The organism is Streptomyces sp. SID13031 (genome assembly GCF_010548305.1).
Classification (GTDB): domain Bacteria; phylum Actinomycetota; class Actinomycetes; order Propionibacteriales; family Kribbellaceae; genus Kribbella.
In genome coordinates, this window is the sequence record NZ_JAAGLV010000026.1 from 1 (window position 1) to 21,163 (window position 21,163).

15 protein-coding genes, 1 tRNA gene and 1 pseudogene are annotated in these 21,163 nt (G+C 68.1%); 7 read left to right on the forward strand and 10 right to left on the reverse strand.

Going from position 1 to position 21,163, the window contains the following annotated elements:
* Positions 1 to 189: 189 nt before the first annotated feature.
* From G3I17_RS35630 to G3I17_RS35650, 6 genes are all read right to left on the reverse strand, one after another.
* A complete protein-coding gene (locus G3I17_RS35630; RefSeq protein ID WP_164603086.1) occupies positions 190 to 945 on the reverse strand; it encodes a GntR family transcriptional regulator in 756 nt (251 codons plus the stop codon).
* Positions 946 to 1,118: 173 nt separating this feature from the next.
* Positions 1,119 to 1,283 carry a hypothetical protein gene (locus tag G3I17_RS40180; protein ID WP_203591225.1) on the reverse strand — a complete coding sequence of 55 codons (165 nt, stop codon included), beginning with the start codon at positions 1,281 to 1,283 and terminating at the stop codon, positions 1,119 to 1,121.
* A gap of 118 nt (positions 1,284 to 1,401) precedes the next feature.
* Positions 1,402 to 2,562 carry an NAD-dependent formate dehydrogenase gene (locus G3I17_RS35635; protein WP_164603088.1) on the reverse strand — a complete coding sequence of 387 codons (1,161 nt, stop codon included), beginning with the start codon at positions 2,560 to 2,562 and terminating at the stop codon, positions 1,402 to 1,404.
* Between the two features lie 106 nt (positions 2,563 to 2,668).
* Positions 2,669 to 3,619, reverse strand: a complete 951-nt coding sequence (locus G3I17_RS35640; protein WP_164603090.1) for a LysR family transcriptional regulator — start codon at positions 3,617 to 3,619, stop codon at positions 2,669 to 2,671.
* Positions 3,620 to 3,885: 266 nt separating this feature from the next.
* The gene (locus G3I17_RS35645; RefSeq protein WP_164603092.1) at positions 3,886 to 5,001 is read right to left on the reverse strand and encodes an acyltransferase; all 1,116 of its coding nucleotides are present in this window, start codon (positions 4,999 to 5,001) and stop codon (positions 3,886 to 3,888) included.
* Between the two features lie 123 nt (positions 5,002 to 5,124).
* Positions 5,125 to 5,511 carry a helix-turn-helix domain-containing protein gene (locus G3I17_RS35650; RefSeq protein ID WP_164603093.1) on the reverse strand — a complete coding sequence of 129 codons (387 nt, stop codon included), beginning with the start codon at positions 5,509 to 5,511 and terminating at the stop codon, positions 5,125 to 5,127.
* 93 nt (positions 5,512 to 5,604) lie between these two features.
* Between G3I17_RS35650 and G3I17_RS35655 the strand changes: the two genes are divergently transcribed.
* Positions 5,605 to 5,994, forward strand: coding sequence for a nuclear transport factor 2 family protein (locus G3I17_RS35655; protein ID WP_164603096.1), 390 nt, complete (start codon positions 5,605 to 5,607; stop codon positions 5,992 to 5,994).
* A gap of 56 nt (positions 5,995 to 6,050) precedes the next feature.
* On the opposite strand, the pseudogene G3I17_RS35660 reads toward G3I17_RS35655, so the two are convergent.
* From G3I17_RS35660 to G3I17_RS35670, 3 genes and pseudogenes are all read right to left on the reverse strand, one after another.
* Positions 6,051 to 6,805: pseudogene (locus G3I17_RS35660) on the reverse strand (aldo/keto reductase).
* A gap of 166 nt (positions 6,806 to 6,971) precedes the next feature.
* Entirely contained in the window at positions 6,972 to 8,168 is a 1,197-nt protein-coding gene (locus G3I17_RS35665) for a peptidase S8 (RefSeq protein WP_239063262.1), read from the reverse strand.
* 331 nt (positions 8,169 to 8,499) lie between these two features.
* Positions 8,500 to 8,573, reverse strand: a tRNA-Arg gene (locus tag G3I17_RS35670).
* A 240-nt stretch (positions 8,574 to 8,813) separates the two neighbouring features.
* Between G3I17_RS35670 and G3I17_RS35675 the strand changes: the two genes are divergently transcribed.
* From G3I17_RS35675 to G3I17_RS35700, 5 genes are all read left to right on the forward strand, one after another.
* Positions 8,814 to 10,460 (forward strand): PrsW family intramembrane metalloprotease, encoded by a 1,647-nt coding sequence (locus G3I17_RS35675; RefSeq protein ID WP_164603098.1) that lies wholly within the window; start codon positions 8,814 to 8,816, stop codon positions 10,458 to 10,460.
* A gap of 90 nt (positions 10,461 to 10,550) precedes the next feature.
* Positions 10,551 to 14,339, forward strand: a complete 3,789-nt coding sequence (locus tag G3I17_RS42390) for a dynamin family protein (protein ID WP_203591226.1) — start codon at positions 10,551 to 10,553, stop codon at positions 14,337 to 14,339.
* Entirely contained in the window at positions 14,336 to 15,985 is a 1,650-nt protein-coding gene (locus G3I17_RS35685; protein ID WP_203591227.1) for a GTPase, read from the forward strand. The genes G3I17_RS42390 and G3I17_RS35685 overlap by 4 nt, the downstream gene beginning before the upstream one ends.
* A gap of 414 nt (positions 15,986 to 16,399) precedes the next feature.
* A complete protein-coding gene (locus G3I17_RS35695) occupies positions 16,400 to 16,873 on the forward strand; it encodes a single-stranded DNA-binding protein (RefSeq protein WP_164603100.1) in 474 nt (157 codons plus the stop codon).
* Between the two features lie 585 nt (positions 16,874 to 17,458).
* Complete coding sequence (locus tag G3I17_RS35700; RefSeq protein WP_164603102.1) at positions 17,459 to 18,022, forward strand: dihydrofolate reductase family protein; 564 nt, start codon at positions 17,459 to 17,461, stop codon at positions 18,020 to 18,022.
* Between the two features lie 53 nt (positions 18,023 to 18,075).
* On the opposite strand, the gene G3I17_RS35705 is transcribed toward G3I17_RS35700, so the two are convergent.
* The gene (locus G3I17_RS35705) at positions 18,076 to 19,083 is read right to left on the reverse strand and encodes an RNA polymerase subunit sigma-70 (RefSeq protein ID WP_164603104.1); all 1,008 of its coding nucleotides are present in this window, start codon (positions 19,081 to 19,083) and stop codon (positions 18,076 to 18,078) included.
* Between the two features lie 275 nt (positions 19,084 to 19,358).
* Here G3I17_RS35705 and ettA point away from each other — a divergent pair, with 275 nt between their 5' ends.
* Positions 19,359 to 21,041: an energy-dependent translational throttle protein EttA gene (ettA, locus tag G3I17_RS35710; protein ID WP_164603106.1), complete on the forward strand. Its 1,683-nt coding sequence runs from the start codon at positions 19,359 to 19,361 to the stop codon at positions 21,039 to 21,041.
* The last annotated feature ends 122 nt before the right edge of the window (positions 21,042 to 21,163 follow it).

Here is a 21,163-nt window from a genome sequence, read left to right on the forward strand (position 1 = left end):
GACCACGCATCCGCGCCCGCGTCATCAAACGCGCGATCTCCAAATACCGCGCCGCCACCCGCACCCCCGACCGCCGCACCCGCGACGCCACCATCAACATCCAGATCCACAACTTGACCCCCGAAGCCGACACCTAACCGAACGGCGTTGGGGTTAACCCCTCAGACGTCGCGAGTTGGTCGGCGGGGGTCAGTCGGTGCGACGGCGGCGTACGGGCTTCTTGTCGGGGGCGGGCGTCTCTTCGGGCTCGGCGCCGGCCTGGAGGTCGTGGTAGGCCTTGCGGGTGTGCTCGGTGTGCTCGCGCATGATCTGGGCGGCCTTGTCCTCGTCGCCGTCGCTGATCGCCTTCACCAGCCGGGTGTGCTCGCGCCAGGAGGCTGCGCCGCGGACGGGTGCGACCGGCGTGTAGTACCAGCGGACGCGGCGGTCGACCTGGCCGGCGAAGTCGACCAGGAACCGGTTGCCGGACATCTCGGTGATCAGGCCGTGCAGCTCGGCGTTGGTCCGGACGGTGCCGTCGATGTCGCCGGCCTCCTGCAGGGCCGCGCCGATCCTGCAGAGCTCCTTGAGCTTGGCCACCGCGTCCTTGTCGGGGTTGCGGGCGGCCAGGCGCGCGGACTCGGACTCGAGCGCCGCGCGGGCGGCCAGCAGTTGGTCGACCTCGTCCTCGGCGGGCACGTGCACCATCGCGCCGAAGCCCGGCCGCAGATCCACCCAGCCCTCGTTGTTGAGCCGCTGGAGGGCCTCGCGGACCGGCTGGCGGGAGACGCCGAGGATGCCGGCCAGCTCCACCTCGACGAGGTGCCGGCCGCGCTCCAGGGTGCCGTCGATGATCATCTCGGTGAGGGCCTCGTAGACCGACTCACGCAACGGCGTCGGCCGCTTGACGTGCCGCACGCCGGGGGAGTCGGAATTGGCATCCGGGCCTGCGCTGAGAGTCGTCATGAGGTCCTTCCCCGCTGGTGATGGAGAAACAAGTGGCACTTGGTAGACAGTCTACCAAGTGCCACGGTCGATCGTCCCGCTCCCGGTGCTCCGGATCCCTGCATTCTGCCCCGCGGGGAGTCCGCCGCCGCGGTCCGGACGCGTATGTCCGGAGCACCGTTCGGGCGTCTTGCTCAGGCGGCGGTGGTCACGCGCTCCGGCCGGTCGCCGCTCTCGGTCTGCTCGTCGTCGTGGTGCTGCTGGAGCTCGACGTCGACGGCGAGCTCCTGCTGCAGCTCCGGTGCATCCGGGAACTGCGGACGGGCCGCCAGAGCGCCGAACCTACGGGTGAAGATCATGGTGCCCTCTCAGTTGGGTTGAAATACTGCCTACTGGATACATTCAACCAGGCGGACTCCCTGGTTATGCCCGCGTCTCACGTGATCCCGGTTACGTGCGACGTGATCCCGGTTACGTTCAGGACCTGGTGGAGTACGAGTGCGCCCCGGTGCCCGCCAGGCGGCCGCCGTCGACGATCAGGTACTCGTCGCGGATCGGCGTACCGGCGAAGAAGGACTCGAGGATCTCGCGGGTGCCGGCGGCGTACCTGGTCTGAGCGGACAGGGACGAGCCGGAGATGTGCGGAGTCATGCCGTGGTGCGGCATGGTCCGCCACGGGTGGTCCGCCGGGGCGGGCTGCGGGTACCAGACGTCGCCGGCGTACCCCGCGAGCTGGCCGCTCTCCAGTGCCCGGACGATCGAGTCCCGGTCGGCGATCTTGGCGCGGGCGGTGTTGATCAGGTAGGTGCCCCGCTTCATGGTGGAGATCAGCTTGTCGTCGAACAGCCCCTCGGTCTCGGGGTGCAGGGGTGCGTTGACGGTGACGACGTCGCAGTGCGGCACCATGCTCGCGGTGTCGGGGTGGAAGGTGAGGTTGAGTTCGCGCTCGATCGACTCGGGTAGCCGGTGCCGGTCGGTGTAGTGCAGGTTCACGTCGAAGGGTGCGAGGCGGCGGAGGACGGCGGTACCGATCCGGCCGGCCGCGACCGTACCGACGTGCATGCCCTCCAGGTCGTACGAGCGGGAGACACAGTCGGCGATGTCCCAGCCGCCGTCGAGGACGACCTGGTGGGACGGGAGGTAGTTGCGGACCAGGCCGAGGATCATCATCACCACGTGCTCGGCGACGCTGATGCTGTTGCAGTAAGTCACTTCGGCGACGGTGATCTGGTTCGCGATCGCGGCGTCGAGGTCGACGTGGTCGGAGCCGATGCCGGCGGTGATCGCGAGCTTGAGGTTCGGTGCCTTCGCGATCCGCTCCGCGGTCAGGTACGCGGGCCAGAACGGCTGCGAGATGACGATGTCGGTGTCGGGCAGCTCCTGGTCGAGGACCGAGTTCTCGCCTTCCTTGTCGGAGGTGACGACAAGGGTGTGGCCCTGGCTCTCCAAGTAGGCGCGCAGTCCCAGCTCGCCCGAGACGCTGCCGAGCAACGCGCCCGGGGTGAAGTCGATCGCCTTCGGGGTCGGCGCCGTCTGGCCGCCCGGGTAGGAGGCGATGATCGGGATATCGTCCCGGGCATAGCTGGTCGGGTAGCCGTCCTTCGGGTCGTCGTACAGCACACACAAGACCTTGGCCATGATGGCAACTCCTCAACGTCTGAAGGGGATTCGGTCCTTCAACGATGGTGGTTGCGGGGTGCTGCCGTCCAAGACTTGCTCGCTATCTCGGGATAGCGACGGGCTATCAGTTGAACTGCGCGGTATAGCCCGAACCCATCAGGTGGACGTCGAGCAGCTCGTCCAGGGCGGTGTGGACGCCGGCCTGCCGGGCGACGTCGAGCAGGGCACGCGCTAGTACAGGCTCGGGGCTGCGCGCGGCGATCACCAGGCCGACGCGGGGGCCGTGCGCGGGGCTCTTCAGCGGGACGACCTTCATCCCGGCCGGTACGCCGAACATGTGCAGCCAGGCGTGCGAGATGACCGTCGACCAGTGGTTGCCGCGCAGGTGGCTGTAGAGGCCCGAGACGGTGTCGCTCTCGATCGCGGGCGTGGCGGTGACACCGTCGTCGGTGAAGTAGCCGTTCATGATCCGGCGGTTGCGCATCTGCGGCGACAACAGGCACAGCGGCTGCTCGGACACCTGCGCCCAGGTCGCCACCGGCAACTCCGCGAGCGCGCCGGCCTCGGGGGTCAGCAGGAGGTACCGCTCCTCGTACAGGGGGGTCTTGCGAACCTGGCCGAGGGTGTCGTCGTCGAGGTAGGTCATCGCGACGTCCAGCTCGAACTCGGCGAGCTTCTGGGTGATGTCGCGCGACGAGAGCGACTCCAGTGTCACGCGCGCCTGCGTGTGCCGCTCGCAGAAAGGTGTGGTCAGCAGCGACACGACGGGCATCGCGGTGGGGATCGCGCCGAGCCGCAGCGTGCCGGTGAGGCCGCCGCGCATCACCGACAGTTCGTGCCTGAGGGCGTCACGTTCGGCGAGAATGCGTTGGGCCCAGAGCAGCACCCGTTCGCCCTCGGGGGTGAGGCCCTCGAACCGGCGGCCACGGCGGACGATCGGTACGTCCAGCTCTTGCTCGAGCTTGCGGATCGCCGCGGACAGCGACGGCTGCGACACATAGCAAGTATCGGCCGCCCGGGCGAAATGCCGCTCCCGCGCGAGCGCGACGAGGTACTCGAGCTGACGCAACAACATGGCGCCTCAGCCCCGCTGCCACGAGCTGATGGAATACCGTTCGCCTGTATACATAATCCAACACTACGCGGTAGGCGGGATGGCGGGAAGATGTCGATTGTGATCCAGGTCATATCGCCCGTCGGTCTTCCCCGGCCCGGTCAAGGCAACCGCCCAAGCCCTCCCGAACACCCGGCTCCTGGGCCTCCCCGGTGAGTTCCACCAGATCCCGCCGGAGATCCTGGCGCCGGCGCTCGTGGACTTCTACCTCAGCTGAACGGCCCGGGTCAGCTTCTGGTTTTCGCGTGGGTGGGTGGGGTGTCGGGGATGAAGCGCTGGAGCAGGCGCTTGAGCCTGGGGGCCAGCGGCTTTTCGATCAGGTAGTGGAGGGCGGCGGCGACGGCGGTCATCAGGAGCATGGTCGCGATGACCAGGATGATCGCGTTCACGTGCGGGCCGACGCGTTCGAAGATGATGAAGCCGATGTGGGCGTGGATCAGGTACAGGGGATAGGTGAGCGCGCCCAGTACGGCGAACCACGGGCGGCCCAGGCCTTGGGTCTTGCCGAGGGCGACCAGGACCATGACCACGAAGATGGCGACGATGATCGCCACGACCGGGGCGCGGTGGATGTCGGTCTGGTAGCGGTTGCCGACCCGGTCGGCGAAGCCGACGGCGCGCGGGATCGCGTTGCCCATCGAGACCGCGATGATCAGGAAGCTCTGCCAGTTCGGGCCGTAGCGGTAGATCATGCACAGCGCCATGCCGGCGATGAAGTAGTGCGAGAACTGGGTGTTCAGCACCAGGTCGGTCGCGTGCGGCAGGATGCCGGTCTCGAAGACGAAGGTGGCGGCCAGCCAGCCCCACAAGAAGATGGTGACCCGGCGGCGGGTGATGCCGATCAGGGTGAGGATCAGGATCAGGGCGTAGAACCGCAGTTCGGCCCACAGGGTCCAGTAGACGACGTCGACGTTCTCGATGTTCGGCAACGAGTTGAACATCGTCAGGTTCGCGACGTACTGGCCGAGCGAGACCGGGAACTTGCCCTGGCTGAACAGCACCGAGACGACCGCCGTCAGCGTCACCGCCACCCAGTACGCCGGGTAGAGGCGCACGATCCGCGAGATGACGAAGGAGCCGGGTTTACGGTTCCAGGCGCTGAGCAGGACGACGAAGCCGCTGATCATGAAGAAGAGGTCCACACCGAGGTACCCGTACCGGGCGACCACGTCGGCGTGCGGGAAGTGCATCGTCGTGTGTCCGCCGGCGCCCGCGGAGAAGAGGTAGTGGTACGCCATCACCGAGACGGCCGCGAGGATGCGCAACAGGTCTATCTCGTAGAGCCGTCCCCCTTTGCGGGGTGCTTCGGTGCGCGCGTGGGCGGGCGGCATCTGCGGTTCCACTTGACTGTCCCTCTCGAATCGCGGCGAGCGCCGCAGTCTGGCTGTGCGTAGCAACTGAACCGTAGTACGAGCGCCGGGGCATCATCCTTCGGCCCGACCTTAACTAAGACCTAGGGATGAGCGTCAGCGCTCGTCGTACGCGTCGCGGGCCGCGAGTACGTCGGGGATGTGCTCCTCGGCCCAGCGGCAGAGCGTGGTCAGCGGGCCTTGCAGGGTCCGGCCGAGGGGAGTCAGTTCGTACTCGACGCGCGGCGGGACCTCGGCGTACGAGCGCCGGCTCACCATGCCGTCGCGCTCCAGGTCGCGCAGCGTGTCGGTGAGGACCTTGCCGCTGATCCCGTCGAGCGCGGTCCGGTCGCCGAACCGCAGCGGGCCGTTCTCGAGCACGACCACGGTCATCGCGGTCCACTTGTTCGCGATCCGGGCCAGCGAGGTCCGCGACGGGCACTGGCTGGACAGCACGTTCCAGTTCCGGCCCTCCGGCGGCGTGTAGAGCTTCTGTTGCGACATCGTGAGCCCGCCCATTAGTTACGTTGAAGTGGATGGTCACCAATAGTAAGTATTGGCCTCTGTCAGGGTAAACGACGAGTTTCGGAGGCAACGATGAGCGATCCGGTGGCAGTGGTGCAGCAGTACTTCGACGCGCTCGCGGCGAAGGATTTCGCGACGGTGGCGGGGTTCCTCGCCGAGGAGATCGTCTGGCACCAGCCCGGTGCCAACCGGTTCTCTGGTGTGCAGAGCGGCGCGGACGCCGTGAACGCGATGATCGGCGGGATGATGGAGATCAGCGAGGGCTCCTTCGAGCTGGCGCTGACCGCGCCGCCGATGCTGAACGGCGACCTGGTGGCGGCGCCGATCCACTTCACCGCCAAGCGGGCCGGAGCCGACCTGGCCCAGGACGGCGTCGACCTGCTGAAGGTTGCCGACGGCAAGATCGTCGAAGCCTGGCTGTTCTCCGCCGACCAGCCGGGCGAGGATGCTTTCTGGGGCTGACCCCACCGCGGGCCGGACCAGTGCAGGGTGCTGGTCCGACCCTTCCGCGCGGAGTACTAGTCGGTGTTCGGCATGGCGTCGAGGGTGGTCAGCTGGTCGGGGGAGAGGTGGATCGAGCCGGCCGCGATGTTCTCGGCCAGGTGCGCGGGGTTGCCGGTGCCGGGGATGGCGAGGACGTGCGGGCCCTTGGCGAGGGTCCAGGCGATCCGGATCTGGGCGGGTGTCGCCCCGTGCTCCTGGGCGATGGCGGCGACGGGGTCCGACTGCGCGACGCCGCCTTCCTCGCGCCGGGCGGCGGTCACGGCGAAGAACGGCACGAACGCGATGCCTTGCTCGCCACACGTTGCGAGCATGGCGTCGTTGATCCGCCCGAAGCCCACGCCGTACCGGTTCTGGCGATCTCCTGCGCCTGGGCGAGATGCTCGATCCGCACGTTGGACAGCCCGAGGTGGCGGGTCAGCCCGGCTTCGCGGAGCTCGGCCAGTACGCCGAAATGCTTCGCGACCGAGGTGAGCCCGGTCTGCCGCAGGTACACCAGCTCCAACCTCTCGAGCCCGAGTTGACGCAGGTTGTCCTCGACCAGCCTACGCAACTGATCGGGCCGGGCCAGCCCGTGCTCCATCGGCCCGACCTTGGTTGCGATCACGAGGTCATCGGGGTACGGAGCGAGCGCCCGCCGGATGGCGTCGTTGGCCCAGTCGAGGCTCTCGTACCCATGCTGCTCCCCGGCCCGCCCGAACGACGGATAGAACCCGGCCGTGTCGATGTGGTTGACCCCGAGCTCGACGACCCGCCTGAGCAGGGCGGTCACCCGCTCGTCGCCGGCCCGCGCGTCCGTAGTACCGGCTGTTCCATCGGCGAGCGGAGCAGTTTAAGGCCTGTCCTCGTCGAGGGCCAGACCTGATGAGCTGAACGGGCGGACCGGGATGACCGGTCCGCCCGTCTCTTGTTTATCTCTGAGGGTTCCTAGCTGCGGCTCAGAAGGCGCCGGCGCCGTTCGGCGTACCGAGGCCGGTCGGGCCGTCCCAGCCGGTCCGGGCGGTGCACCACTGGGTTGTGGGGCAGCTTCCGTTGTTGCCGCTGGTGACGTCGAACAGCGAACCCGTGTGTGCGTACGGGAGCGCGTTCGCGTAGCCGCTGGTGTTGCCCGAGAGTGCGTACACCGAGGCGATGATCGGGGCGGCCTCGCTGGTGCCCCCGAACTGCGCCCAGGTCGAGGCGGTCTTGCTGGTCGGGTAGTAGATCGCCATACCGCCCTTACCCGGGTCGGCCGCGGCGGAGACGTCGGCCATCGCCCGCTTCGAGCAGCCGGTGCCGAAGGAGGCTGCCGCGCTCAGAGCAGTGTTGTACGTCGAGCAGCCGGAACCCGCGCCACTCCAGACGCTCTCCGACCAGCCACGCGTGTTGCCGGCCGAGACGAGCGAGGTGCCACCAACAGCGGTGGTGTAGGAGGACGAGGCCGGGTAGCTGCCGCCCTGGTAGCCGTCGTCACCGGTCGATGCGGTGACAGCGATACCCGGGTGGTTGTAGTAGGTCCCGTACGTCGAGTCGGCTGCGTCGCCACCGCCGTAGCTGTTCGAGATGGCGACTACGCCGGGCTGCTTGGACGCGGTGACCACCGCGGCGCCGAGGTCGGCGAAGCTGGCCGACTTGGCCTGCACCACCACGATCTTGGCGTCCGGCGCGGCGGCGGAGACCGCGTCGACGTCAAGTGCCTGCTCACCGGCCCAGCCGACGTTGAAGGTCGGCAGCGTGCTGCCGCCGCTCTGACTGATGATCCGCAAGCAGCCGTTGGCGATCGTGCAGGACGACAGACCGAACTGGCTGCGGTAGACGCCGAGATCCCGCTCCAGGTTGGGGTAGCCGTAGGCGTCGACGATCGCGACCGTCCGGCCGTTGGCGTTCAGCCCGTTGAGCTTGTAGGCGTCGCGCAGGCCAGTTGGGGTGAGGCCGGTCGCCGGTGGGGCGGCGGTCGCCGGAGTGACCCCGGCGGCGTCGACCAGCTTGAACGCATGGCAGGACGCCGTGTGGGGCGCGGTCGCTTTGGCACACACCTTCGCGGCATGCTTTCCGGCGAGGTACGGAGGGGGAGCCGCAGTGGCTCCTTGGCTGGTCAGTCCTGCGACGGCTAGTGCGCCGACGCCCAGGGCGGACACGAGAATCCGTTTCTTCAACAGAACTCCTCGAGCTGGGCAGGCCCGCTCCGATCCAACACGGTCGGGGCGGAACCGGCGTTGAGTGGTGTTCGGAATCGTGCGCCTGCCGGCCAGCCGATGCCAGCGATCCGGGCCCTGACAAATGTCATGGGTTTCAACCGGCCGACCGCCAGTTTTACCCTTCGTACCGGGAAGATCCGGACCTCCGGACGCGCCGAAGGTTTCCCCCTGCCCTTTCCGCCCCGACCCTCGACGACGGTGGTGGCGGGCTTGTCCGCGGACAGCTACACACGGGAGGGACCAGCCACTCGACGAGCGTCGAGGTGGTCCTGACCTGGGGTTTTGGGTGCGCGCCCGGCAGGATTCGAACCTGCGACCAACGGATTAGAAGTCCGACGCTCTATCCAGCTGAGCTACGGGCGCTCGGCCGGGTTGCGGACCGGCACGGATCAGAGTCTCTCAGATGGCGGGCCGATCGTGCTCGTGGGTTACTCCGGCGAGGCGGGTCCGGCGGGCGGGCGGCCGGGCCGCTGCTGGGTTCCCGCTCGGGGCTGCTGCTCGGGCTACTGCGAAGTACGGGGAAGTACAGGGTTGTCGTTCCATCCCGGTAACGCCGAGTGGCCGGTCCTGCCGTGCGGGGGGCTCTACAACTAGGCTGCCTGCATGAGTTACCCCTCAGGAGGCACGCCCGAGTCGCCGCAACCCGCGGTGCAGGCCGTCGGCGTGCCCGGCGGGCAGTACCCGCAGCCCAACCAGCTCGGCACCCATCCGGTGCCCGGTCAGCGGCGGAACCAAAGCATCCTGATCGGGGTCGTCGTCGCGGTCGCCTTCGCGATCGCCGGGCTGGGCATCTTCGCGATCGTGGCCCGGTCGACCGGTGCCGGCGGGTTCATGTGGGGTCTGGTCTTCGCGTTCATCCCGGTGATCCCGGTGATCGCGCTGTATCTCTGGCTGGACCGTTACGAACCGGAGCCGGGCAAGTACATCCTGACAGCGCTCTGCTGGGGTGCGTTCATCGCGACCCTGGCGGCGATCTTCATCAACACCCAGGCGTCGACCTGGCTGCACGAGTCCGGCAGCGGCGGTAACCGGGCCGCGGTCTTCGTCGCGCCTCCGGTGGAGGAGTTCGCCAAGGGCTCGATCATCCTTCTGCTGGCGCTGCTGCGCCGCAAGGAGTTCGACGGCATCATCGACAGCCTCGTGTACGCCGGCATGGTCGGCGTCGGCTTCGCCTTCACCGAGAACATCCTGTACTACGGCCGCATCTTCAACCAGCTGTCCGAGGAGTCCGGCAGCGACGCCGGGCTGCGCGGCGCCTTCGTGCTGTTCGTGATCCGCGGCCTGATCTCGCCGTTCGCGCATCCACTCTTCACCTCGTTCACCGCGATCGGGATCGGCATCGCCGTCAGGCATCGAAGTACGGTCGTGCGGTATCTCGCCCCGATCGTCGGCTACCTCTGCGCGGTGCTCGCCCACGGGCTGTGGAACGGCGGCGCGAGCTGGGCCGGTGGCGGCGGCTTCATCACCGTCTACCTCTTCCTGATGGTGCCGATCTTCATCGCGATGGTCGTCTTCGCGCTGGTGATGCGCTCCCGCGAGGGACAGATGATCGCGTCCCGGCTCTACGACTACGTCCGGTTCGGCTGGCTGGTCCCGCAGGATGTGCCGCTGATAGCGACCCTGCGCGGCCGCAAGGCGCTCCGGCAGAACGCCAAGCGGTACGGCAAGCAGGCGGAGGCCGCGGCCAAGGCGTTCCAGCAGAACGCGACCGAACTGGCCTACCTGCGAGACAAGATCGTCCGCCAGGTGATCGGGCCCGACGCGCTGGAGACCGAGAAGCAGCTCCTCGACGAGCTCCGGGTCCGGCGCCCCAGCGTTCCGTTCCCCCCGATGCCGGCGTTCCCGCAGGCGTCAGCGGTTCCGCAGTACCAGGGGTCGCCGACGGGGCCGCAGTACGGCGGACCGCCAGCGCAGTACCAGGTACCGCCTCAGGGACCGCCGGGGCCTCAGGGACCTCAGTACGCCGGCCAGCAGCCTGGTGGGCCCGGTGCCGGGCAGCCGACGGCGGGGCAGCCCGTACAAGGGCCGGCTGGGGTGCCTGGGGGACAGCAGTACCCGGGCGGGCCGCAGTACCAGGGAAGCCCGGGAGCGGGCGGATATCCGCCAGGTCAGCCGGGTTATCCACCGGCTCAGCCGGGGTATCCAACGGGACAACCCGGCTACTCAGCGGGCCAGCCCGGTTACCCACCGGGACCCCCTGGACCGTCCGGAACGCCGGGAGGATACGGTCCCTATCCACCGTCGCAGTGACTGCCACCCGTCCACGCCGCCAAACGGGGATGAAGATGACTTTGCTTCTGCGCTGTCCGACCGGGCACTCTGTGCTCGTGGGCAGTAGCCGTGGCTGACACCAGGCCAGCTGGTGAGGGTTCGGAGCGTTCGGGAGAGCCGAAGGTTCCGGCCCAGGATCAGCCTGTCTCCGAACTGGCCCGGCTGATCGCCGAATCCGATGCCAAAGGCAAAGGTTTCTGGCGCCGCCGCAAGCGCAAAGCGGCCAGTACTACGCCCGCCGAGCCTCCGCCTGCCACGGCACCGGCCGCCGAGCCGACCCCTGCGAAGCCCGCGGAGCCCACGCCCGGGAACTTTGCCGAGCCCACAACCGTGACGGCTGCGGCCGAGCCTGCACTCAAGAAGCCCGCAGACCCGACCACCGAGAACGCTGTCGATCCCAAGGCCGACACGCCTGCCGAGCCGGTCGACACGCCCGCCGAGGCCAAGGCCGACACGGCTCCCGAGGCCAAGGCCGATACGGCTGCCGAGGCCAAGGCCGACACGGCTCCCGAGGCCGATGCAGCTGCCGAGGCCAAGGCCGATGCGGCTGCTGAACCCACGGCCGACGACCTCGTGGAGCCTGCGGCCGAGAAGGCCACGGAGCCCGGGGCAGAGAAGGTTGCCGACGCGACGAGCGCTGACGCGCCGACCGCCGAAGCGCCGACCGCCGAAGCGCCGACCGCCGAGGCGACAGACGGCGAACAGCCCACTACGGAGAAGCCGACCGCCGAGGTGCCTACCATTGAGGCGTCTTCCGTCGAGGCGTATTCCGCCGAAATGTCCTCCGCCGAGGACGCGTCTACCAAGGAGTCCTCCGTCGAAGACGCGTCCGTCGAGGTGTCCTCCACCGAGGATGGGTCCGCTGAGGCGTCACCCGTCGGTGAGTCGACCGCCGGGCAGTCGTCCGGCGAGAAGGCCTCTGCCGACGCGTCCGCAACTGCCGACGCCACCGTGGTGGAATCGCCCGACGAGCAGCCCCAGACCAAGCCGGCAGCAGACAAGCCGGCAGCAGACGCCACAACGGCTGCTCAAGGGCAGTCACCCGAGGAAGACTCACGCCCGAAGGTCGGCATCGTCTACGAGCCGGACGAGACGGCCGAAGGCTTTCCCCTCGAATACGGCGACATCATCATCGGCCTCCCGAAACAACCAGGCGCCGAGGGCGAGTCCGAGAACATCACAGTAGATGCAGACGCCGAACTCGACGCCGTAGCCGCAGCCGAGGCAGCCGCGGACGCAGAAGCCGCAGCCGACGTGAACGCCGACCGGCCGAACGCGATCCCCGCAGCCCCAACTGCAACCGAGAACGCAGCCGAGCCAACCACCGAAGCCGACGACACCACACCGGACTCCGACTCTGCCGCCGAGCCTGACGCCAAGGAATCAGACGAGCCTGACGCCGACGCCGACGCCGACGCCGACGCCGACGCCGACGCCGACGCCGAGGCTCCTGTCGAGTCGGACGCCGAGGCAGCCGAGTCCAACGCCGAGGCTCCCGTTGAGCCGGAGACCGAAGCTGATGCCGAGCTGGGCAACGCCACATCGACCGCAGCCAAGGCGGACACCGAACCAGCCGCAGAAGACCAGCCTGCGGCCACCTCGGCCGCAGGGCCAGATGGTGCCGAAGACACCAAGTCCGTCGAAGACACCAAGTCCGTCGAGGACACCAAGTCCGTCGAGGACGCGGACTCCGTCGATGACAGCGAATCCGTCGATGACAGCGAATCAGCCGGAGAGCCTGAGCCGACCGCTCCGGCCGACGCGGAAGGCACCGCAGACGCACTTGCCGGACCTTCCGCAGAAGCTGATGCAGAGGCGACCACAGAGGTAGCGCCGGACGGTGCCGCCGAAGCCGAGGCCGACGACGCGTCTGCTGCCGGAACTACTGCTATCGCCAGCTTCGCGGCGGCCGGCAGTGATACCGAAGCCGAGAACTCCGACTCCGGCAACAAGCAAGACGCCACCGTCGACTCCAGCGACGAGCCAGACGCCAGCGTCGACTCCAGCGACGAGCCAGACGCCAGCGTCGACTCCAGCGACGAGCCAGACGCCACCGCAGACGCCAGCGACGAGCCGGACGATGCTTCCGAGGGTGGTTCCGACTCCGAGGTTGTAAGGGTGCGGGAGAAGTCGGTGGAGGAGGTGGCTACCGAGCAGGCTGCGATGGCGTTGATCACCGCGTTGATGAAGTTGCGCGGCGCGTTGGCTGCCAGCCAGTTGCCGATCGACGTGGTGGGGGCTGATGAGGCTCGCCAGCAGCAGAAGGCGATGCTGGATCAGCTGGACGACTACGTTCTCCCGCGACTCGTGCAGCTCGAAGCACCGGTCCTCGCGGTCGTCGGTGGTAGTACCGGCGCCGGCAAGTCGACGCTCGTCAACAGCTTGATCGGACAGGTCGTCAGCGAGCCCGGCGTACTGCGTCCGACCACCCGTTCACCCGTCCTGATCCACCACCCGGCCGACGCCGAGTGGTTCACCGGCGACCGGGTACTGCCGCAGATGGCGCGTTCCAGCGGTGACAGCCCGGGTGGGATGGAGGATCCCGGGCAGATCCGTCTGGTTGCCGCCGACACCATTCCGCAGGGCCTGGCCATCCTCGACGCCCCCGACATCGACTCGGTCGTCGAGGCGAACCGCGATCTCGCCACCCAACTGCTGGCGGCGGCCGACCTCTGGCTGTTCGTCACAACCGCCGCCCGGTACGCCGATGCGGTGCCGTGGGAGTTCCTGCAGAGCGCGTCGGACCGCAGTACGGCGGTCGCCGTGGTGCTCGACCGGGCACCCGCCGACACGATCGACGACATCACCGGCCACCTTGCCCAGATGCTGCTCGAACGCGGACTCGGCGACTCCCCGTTGTTCAGCATCAAGGAGACCGTTGTCGACGGCAACGGAATGCTCGCCAGCGATGTAGTTGCCTCGATCAAGGACTGGCTGATCGACCTGGCCGCCGACGCCGAGGCGCGCTCGGCCGTGGTACGGCGCACGCTGCAAGGCGCTGTCACCGCGATGACCAAGAAGACACCCGCCTTCGCCAAGGCGGTCAGGGCACAGGCCGACACCCTTGTGGACCTGCGATCGACAGCCGAAACGGCGTACGACCGGGCCGTCAAGGACATCGCCAAGGCGACCCAGGATGGCACGATGCTGCGCGGCGAGGTGCTGGCCCGCTGGCAGGAGTTCGTCGGCACTGGCGAGCTGCTCAAGGGGCTGCAGACCAACGTCGGCCGCCTGCGCGACAAGGTCCTTACCGCAGTGGTCGGCAAGCCGCCACCGACCAGGGATCTCAAGGACGCAGTCGAATCCGGCCTGGAGTCGCTGCTGCGCGAGCATGCTGAGGCTGCGGCCGAGCGTGCTGAGGAGTCGTGGCAGTCCACGGCCCCGGGGCGCCAACTGCTCGCCGCGGGCGACCGCGACATGGGCCGGATGTCCAAGGACTTCCCCGCCGAGGCAGGGCGCGCAGTACGCGAATGGCAGGGCTTCGTACTCGGCCTGGTCCGCGAGGAGGGCGCTGACAAGCGCAGTGCGGCGCGCATCCTCGCGTACGGGGTGAATGGCCTCGGGCTGGCCCTGATGGTCGTCATCTTCGCCAGTACTGCGGGCATCCCGACCGGCGCGGAGGTCGGCGTCGGCGCTGGGACCGCTGTGGTCGGGCAGAAGCTGCTGGAGGCCGTCTTCGGCGATCAGGCGGTCCGCAGCCTGGCGGCCAAGGCACGGGACGATCTTGACGCTAGAGTTCATGCATTGATGGATGCCGAATTCGCCCGCTACCTGGCAGTGCTCGACCAGCATCCGGTCGATCCCGACGCACCCAGGCAACTGACGGAGGCCGCGCGCGCGGTGGAGGACTGCACGTGACGGGAATTGTGGATACGGTCAAGGGCCTGGTGAGGGGCTCTACCGATGTCCTGACGAAGATCGAGGCACTCGAGGACGCCGCCGAGGCCGGCCGGGGACGGCTGGACCAGGTGGTCCTGAGTGAGGCTTCGCAGATCGTGGACCGGGCCAGTCAGCGGCTCAGGATGTCCGGCGATCTGACAGTCGTGGCGCTGGCCGGTGCGACCGGTTCGGGCAAGTCGTCGCTGTTCAACGCGTTGACCGGGCTCGACCTGGCAGCGATCGGGACGCGGCGGCCGACGAGCTCGATGCCGCTGGCCTGCGTCTGGGGCGAGGAGCCCGCCGGTGAGCTCCTGAACTGGCTCGGGATTCCGCGCCGGCACCAGGTCCAGCACCGCAGCTCGCTGGAAGGCGCGCACTCGGAGGATCTCGACGGGCTGGTCCTGCTCGACCTGCCTGACCACGACTCCACCGAGGTCGAGCACCGGCTGATCGTCGACCGGCTGGTCGAGCTGGTCGACGTACTGGTCTGGGTGGTCGATCCGCAGAAGTACGCCGATGCCGCGCTGCACAACCGCTATATCAAGCCGTTCGCGTCGCATGCGTCGGTGATGGTGTTCGCGCTGAACCACGCTGACAAGCTCACTCCCGAGCAGCGCGACAGCTGCCTCGCCGACCTGACTCGGCTGCTCAAGTCGGACGGGCTCAAGAGCCCGCAGCTCGTGGCGACGTCTGCGATGAGTGGCGACGGTCTGGACGACCTGCGGGGCTTGCTGGTCAAGCGGGTCAACGCGAAGCGGGCTGCGCGTGAGCGGCTCGCCGCCGACGTGGATCGGGTGGCCGACCGGATGGCGAGCCAGTGTGGCAACGCCAAGACGCCGGCGATCGCCAAGGGGGACATCGCCGAGCTGGTCGACGCACTCGCGGATGCGAGCGGCGTACCGGTCGTCGTCGAGGCTGTCCGCCGGTCCTACCTGCAGCGGGCGACCGCGGCGACGGGCTGGCCGGTCACCAAGTGGCTCGCCCGCTTCCGCCCGGATCCGCTGCGGCGTCTGCACTTGGGCCAGCAGAGCAAGGCGTTGCGGAAGTCCGCTGCCAACGAGGTGTCGATCGCCCGCTCTTCGTTGCCCACGGCAACACCAGTGCAGCGAGCCCGGATGGACGCGGCCGTCCGCACGATCACCAACAAGGCAGCAGCCGGATTGTCCCGCCCCTGGGCCGATTCAGTCCGTACTGCGGTCCGCCGGCGCGAGGAATCCCTCGGAGACGAGCTGGACCAGGCAGTGGCGCGTACGGACCTGGGCGCCAACAACAACCCGGGCTGGTGGGGTGTTGCGCGCTTCCTGCAGTGGGTGCTGTTCCTGGTGGCACTGGGCGGCGCCGTCTGGCTGATCCAGTCCGGCTTCCTGCAGGTGACGCTCCCGAAGTGGGAAGGCATTCCGTTTGCCTCCATGATGCTGATCGGCGGAGCACTCCTGGGAGTGGCCGTCTCCATCGCCTGCCGCCTCTTCGCCACCAGCGGCGCCAACCGCCGCGCCCGCCTGGTAGCCAAGGCCCTCCGCGCCGAGCTGGAGAAGGTTGCCGACAGCCACGTAGTCGCCCCGGCTCGCGAGGAGCTGGACGCCTACACGATCTGTCGCGACAAGCTCGCGGTCGCCCGCGGCTGACGTAGTACGGGACTCACGGGCAGATGGCGCCCGTGATCCCTTGGGCGGTCCAGGCTGCGTACCGCTCCAGGGGCCAGGTGCGCTGCAGACCTCGTTGAAGACTGCGTCCGTCAGGGTCGCCTTCGTGCCGAAGCCCTTGTAGACGCTCTCGGCCGAAACACTGGCCCACTTGGCTACTGCAGCGATAGTCGTCGCCCTGAAACCATCACGCTCGAACAGCTCCTTGGCGGCCAGTACTACGGCCTGCCGGCGGGCGCGGGCCTGCTCCCGTCGACCAGAAGCGTTGTAGCTCACCGGAAAACTGCGGCCCGCATAAGGTTTTCCCCAGGTCTTGAAGTCGTTCCCGGAATCGGCGAGAAGCCGGGCATCTTCTCTGGTGACAGCACAGATGCGACCCCGAGGAAGGCGGACGACATGAGCATCACCGAGACCTATGTGGCAGTACAGGGATGGATCGGCAGCGACATCCGGTACCGGGAGGTGTCCGACGGCCTGCCGGTGGTGACGTTCCGGCTGGCCACCACGCCGCGCCAGTTCGACCGTAGCTCCGGCGGCTGGACCGACCGTCCGACGAACTGGTTCACCGTCGAGTGCTGGCGAGCGCTCGCGACAAACGTCAAGCAGTCAATGGAACGCGGCCACCCGGTGGTCGTCACCGGCCGCTTCCGCACCACCGAGTGGCAGGACGAGGAGGGCGCGCCCAGATCCCGGCTGGTCCTCGAAGCGTTCGGTGTCGGTCACGACCTCTCCAAAGGCACCGCCACGTTCACCAAATCCCCACCCCGCCCCCAACTCCAAGAAACCCCACCCGCCGACCAAGACCTTCCGTCCCCACTCCACGCGACCACCGATCAAGCTTCAGAAGCCCCTGCGACCCAAGCCGCCTAGCAACAGCCGCGCAGTACCGTGTGTCTGCTCGCATGCCCGCGAGCAGACACGTACCCGCCAGGCCTCTCATCACCCCTGATTGGAATGTCGATGGTCGACGCTCAGATCCTCGCGATGGGCGGTGGCGGCTTCTCCATGCCGACAGCTAGCAACGACGGCCACGGACGCCGGCCGCTGCGCAGATGGCGAACCAGGCCGGACCGATCCGAACCAATTCCAGCTCGTGCGGTTCCCGCAGCCGGTAGACCTTCGAGGCGAGCAGCGGCTCAGTCTGGGGGAGTAGCACCGCGGCCGGCCCACCGCGGCCGCGGTGCTACGTCGTCGGCAGCTGAGTGGGGGTAGGACGACGCCTGCCTCGGCAATCGCGTCAGACGGCAGTAGCGGTCGGGGAGAGCTGGCCATGGGTGCGCCGCTGCCCGTGCGAGGGCGAAGTCGAGATCCGGTGGGTAGTGCTCGAGCCCAGCCGAGTACGCCGTGCCGGGTCCGGAACGCGAGGACTACCTGCGGACGCAGGTCGCGCACCGATTAGGTTTCCGCGCCGTGCCCGTCTGTACGTGTGAGATCGACACACGAGAGGCTGGCACGATGCGGAAACTGATCTTCGCCATGAACCTGAGCCTGGACGGCTACATCGCCGCACCCGGCGACGACCTCGGCTGGAGCGTACCGAGCGACGAGCTGTTCCAGTGGTGGTCCGACCGGGTGGGGGCGACCGGCCTGGCGCTGTACGGGCGCAAACTGTGGGAGACGATGAGCTCCCACTGGCCGACCGCCGACCAGCGGCCCGGCGCCACACCGGCGGAGATCGAGTACGCCCGACGCTGGCGGGACATGCCGAAGGTGGTGTTCTCCTCGACGACCAGCACGGTCGACTGGAACACCCGCCTGGTCACCGGCGACGCGGTCACCGAGATCACCCGGCTCAAGGCCGAAGACGGCGGCCCCATGGACATTTGCGGCGCCACACTTGCCGCAGCGGCCATGCGGGCCGGGCTGATCGACGAGTACGTGCTGGTCACCGCACCGGCCTTGCTGGGCGGCGGCACGCCGTTCTTCACGGCCCTGGATAGCTGGGTGAACCTGAACCTGGTGGAGACGCGGACGTTCCCCGGCGGCGTGGTACTGACCCGATACGAGACGCGGCGCTGATGTTCTTCGGGCATGAAGAAGCCCCGCCGGCAACGCCGGCGGGGAGGTGGTGGTCACAGTGTCGGGGGCAGGTCCAGCCATGGTTTGCCGGTGGCGTCGAATCCGGTGAGCTCGGCGATCTTCCCGTCGACGATGTGCAGGACCGCGATGGCAAATAGCCGGTACTTCGGGTCGTCGGGGGTGCGGAGGTACAGCACGGCGGCAGGCATGCGGTTGACCGTCGTGGTGATACCGCGCCAGTCGTCGTGGCCGCGTTGGAAGAGCCCACCGCGGACCCAGCCGTCCACTGCATCCTTGGCCGTCGTGGTCAAGGTGCCCGAATCGGGCAGCATCGCGAAGCGCAGGTCGTCGCGCAGCAGGGACATCAGCCCGTCGAGGTCGTTGCGCTCATGGGCGTCGATGTAGGACTTCACCGCGCTGCGCTCGTCATTCGACAGCTCGTGGGTGGCGGGGCGCCGCCAGTCGAGGCGGCGGTCGGGCAGTTGCTCGCGCATCGTCACACGGGCCCGTTGCAGTGCGCTGGTCACCGATGCGACGGTCAGCTCGAGGGCGTCGGCGGCCTTCGTCGCCGGCCAGCCGAGGACGTCGCGCAGGATGAGCACCGCCCGCTGCCGCGGCGGCAGGTGCTGGACGGCGACGATGAACGCCAGCTCGATCGTCTCCCGCGCCACCACCGATTCCTGCGGGTCCTCGGGGAGCATCCGGTCGGGGTAGGGCTGCAGGTACAGCACCTCGGAGCCGGAGTCCGACAGCTCGGCCGGTACGGGTGTGCGGTCGTTGCGCTTCTCCAGGAAGTCGAGGCAGGCGTTCGTCGCGATCCGGTACAGCCAGGTCCGCAGGGCCGCGTGGCCCTTGAACGTCTCCCGCTTGTTCCACGCTCGCAGGAACGTCTCCTGCGTCAGGTCCTGGGCGTCCTCGTAGTTCGCGAGCATCCGGTAGCAGTGCACCTGCAGCTCACGCCGGTAGCGCTCCGTGAGGAGCGCGAACCGCGCCGTATCGTCTGAGCGGACCGCGGCGAGGAACGTGGCCTCGTCGTCACCCAGCAGTCTGTCGTCGGTCATGGTCATCAATCCTTCCACCGGTGCGAGAGGGCTAACAGAACTGACGACGTGGCGGAGGATTTCTGATCGGTGAAGCCGCTCACACCGGGCCGTTCGCCAGGCCGGATGGGTCGATGCCGCCACGCGCTGCGGCCGCAGGCTCGTCTGCCCCGAGCACTAGCCGCTCTCACGTACCGTCCACGCGATACGTACTGGCGTTGGCCCACGCGGTCGCCGTGGGGTGGGTGGGGTGGCTCGGTTGGGTTGTGGTGGGGGGTAGCGCATAGGCTCGGGGTATGGCGGAATTCATCTACACGCTGCGCAATGTGCGGAAGGCTCATGGTGACAAGGTCGTTCTCGACGACGTCACGCTGAACTTTCTGACCGGCGCGAAGATCGGCGTCGTCGGGCCCAACGGCACCGGCAAGTCCTCGTTGTTCAAGATCATGGCGGGGCTGGACCAGCCCAACAACGGTGAGGGGCGGCTGGCCGAGGGCGCGACGGTGGGAATCCTGCTGCAGGAACCGCCGTTGACCGAGGGCAAGACCGTCCTGGAGAACGTCGAGGAAGGGGTCGGCGACACCAAGAAGAAGCTGGACCGCTTCAACGAGATCTCCGCCGAGCTGGCCGATCCGGACGCCGACTACGACACGCTGCTCGCCGAGATGGGTGATCTGCAGACTGAGCTCGACCACAGCAACGCGTGGGACGTCGACGCTCAGCTGGAGCAGGCGATGGACGCGCTGCGCTGCCCGCCGCCCGACACGATCGTGGACACCCTGTCCGGTGGTGAGCGCCGCCGGGTCGCGCTGTGCAAGCTGTTGCTGCAGCAGCCCGACCTGCTGCTGCTCGACGAGCCCACCAACCACCTGGACGCCGAGTCGGTGCTCTGGCTGGAGCAGCACCTGCAGAAGTACCCAGGCGCCGTCCTGGCGATCACCCACGACCGGTACTTCCTGGACAACGTGGCCGAGTGGATCCTGGAAATGGACCGCGGCAAGACCTACGGGTACGAGGGCAACTACTCGAAGTACCTGGAGAGCAAGCAGGAGCGGCTGGTCGTCGAGGGAAAGAAGGACGCGAAGCGGGCGAAGATCCTGGAGCGCGAGCTCGAGTGGGTCCGGTCGAACGCGAAGGCCCGGCAGACCAAGAGCAAGTCGCGACTGGCCCGGTACGAGGAGCTCGCGACCGAGGCCGAGCGATCCAAGCCCCGGGACATCGACGAGATCAACATCCCGGCGGGTCCGCGACTGGGCAGCACGGTGCTGGAGGCCGACAAGCTGGTGAAGGGGTTCGGCGATCGTGTTCTGATCAACGGGCTGAACTTCTCGCTGCCGCGGGCCGGCATCGTCGGCGTCGTCGGCCCCAACGGCGTCGGCAAGTCGACGCTGTTCCGGATGATCGTCGGCGAGGAGACGCCGGACAAGGGTAGCCTCAAGCTCGGCGAAACCGTCCGGATCTCGTACGTCGACCAGTCGCGCGGTGGCCTGGACCCGAAGAAGTCGGTCTGGCAGATGGTGTCCGACGAACTCGACTACATCAAGGTCGCGAACTTCGAGATGCCGAGCCGCGCGTACGTCGCGTCGTTCGGCTTCAAGGGCCCGGACCAGCAGAAGCCGACCGGCGTACTGTCCGGCGGTGAGCGCAACCGGCTGAACCTGGCCCTGACGCTGAAGATGGGCGGCAACCTGCTGCTGCTCGACGAACCGACCAACGACCTGGACGTCGAGACCCTGCAGTCGCTCGAGGACGCGTTGCTCGAGTTCCCGGGCTGTGCCGTGGTGATCTCCCACGACCGGTGGTTCCTCGACCGCGTCGCGACTCACATCCTCGCCTGGGAAGGCACCGACGAGGACCCGTCGAAGTGGTTCTGGTTCGAGGGTAACTTCGCGTCGTACGAGGCGAACAAGATCGAGCGCCTCGGCGCGGAGGCGGCCCGCCCGCACCGCGTCACCTACCGCAAGCTCACCCGCGACTGACCCAGTCCCAGGCGTTGCAGACGGCCTGCCTCCGAGAGGAGGCGGGCCGTCCGTCGCGGAGGATCAGTACTCCGACGGCTGGTTGAAGATGACGATCAGGCTGACGAGCTGGCCATCGCGGA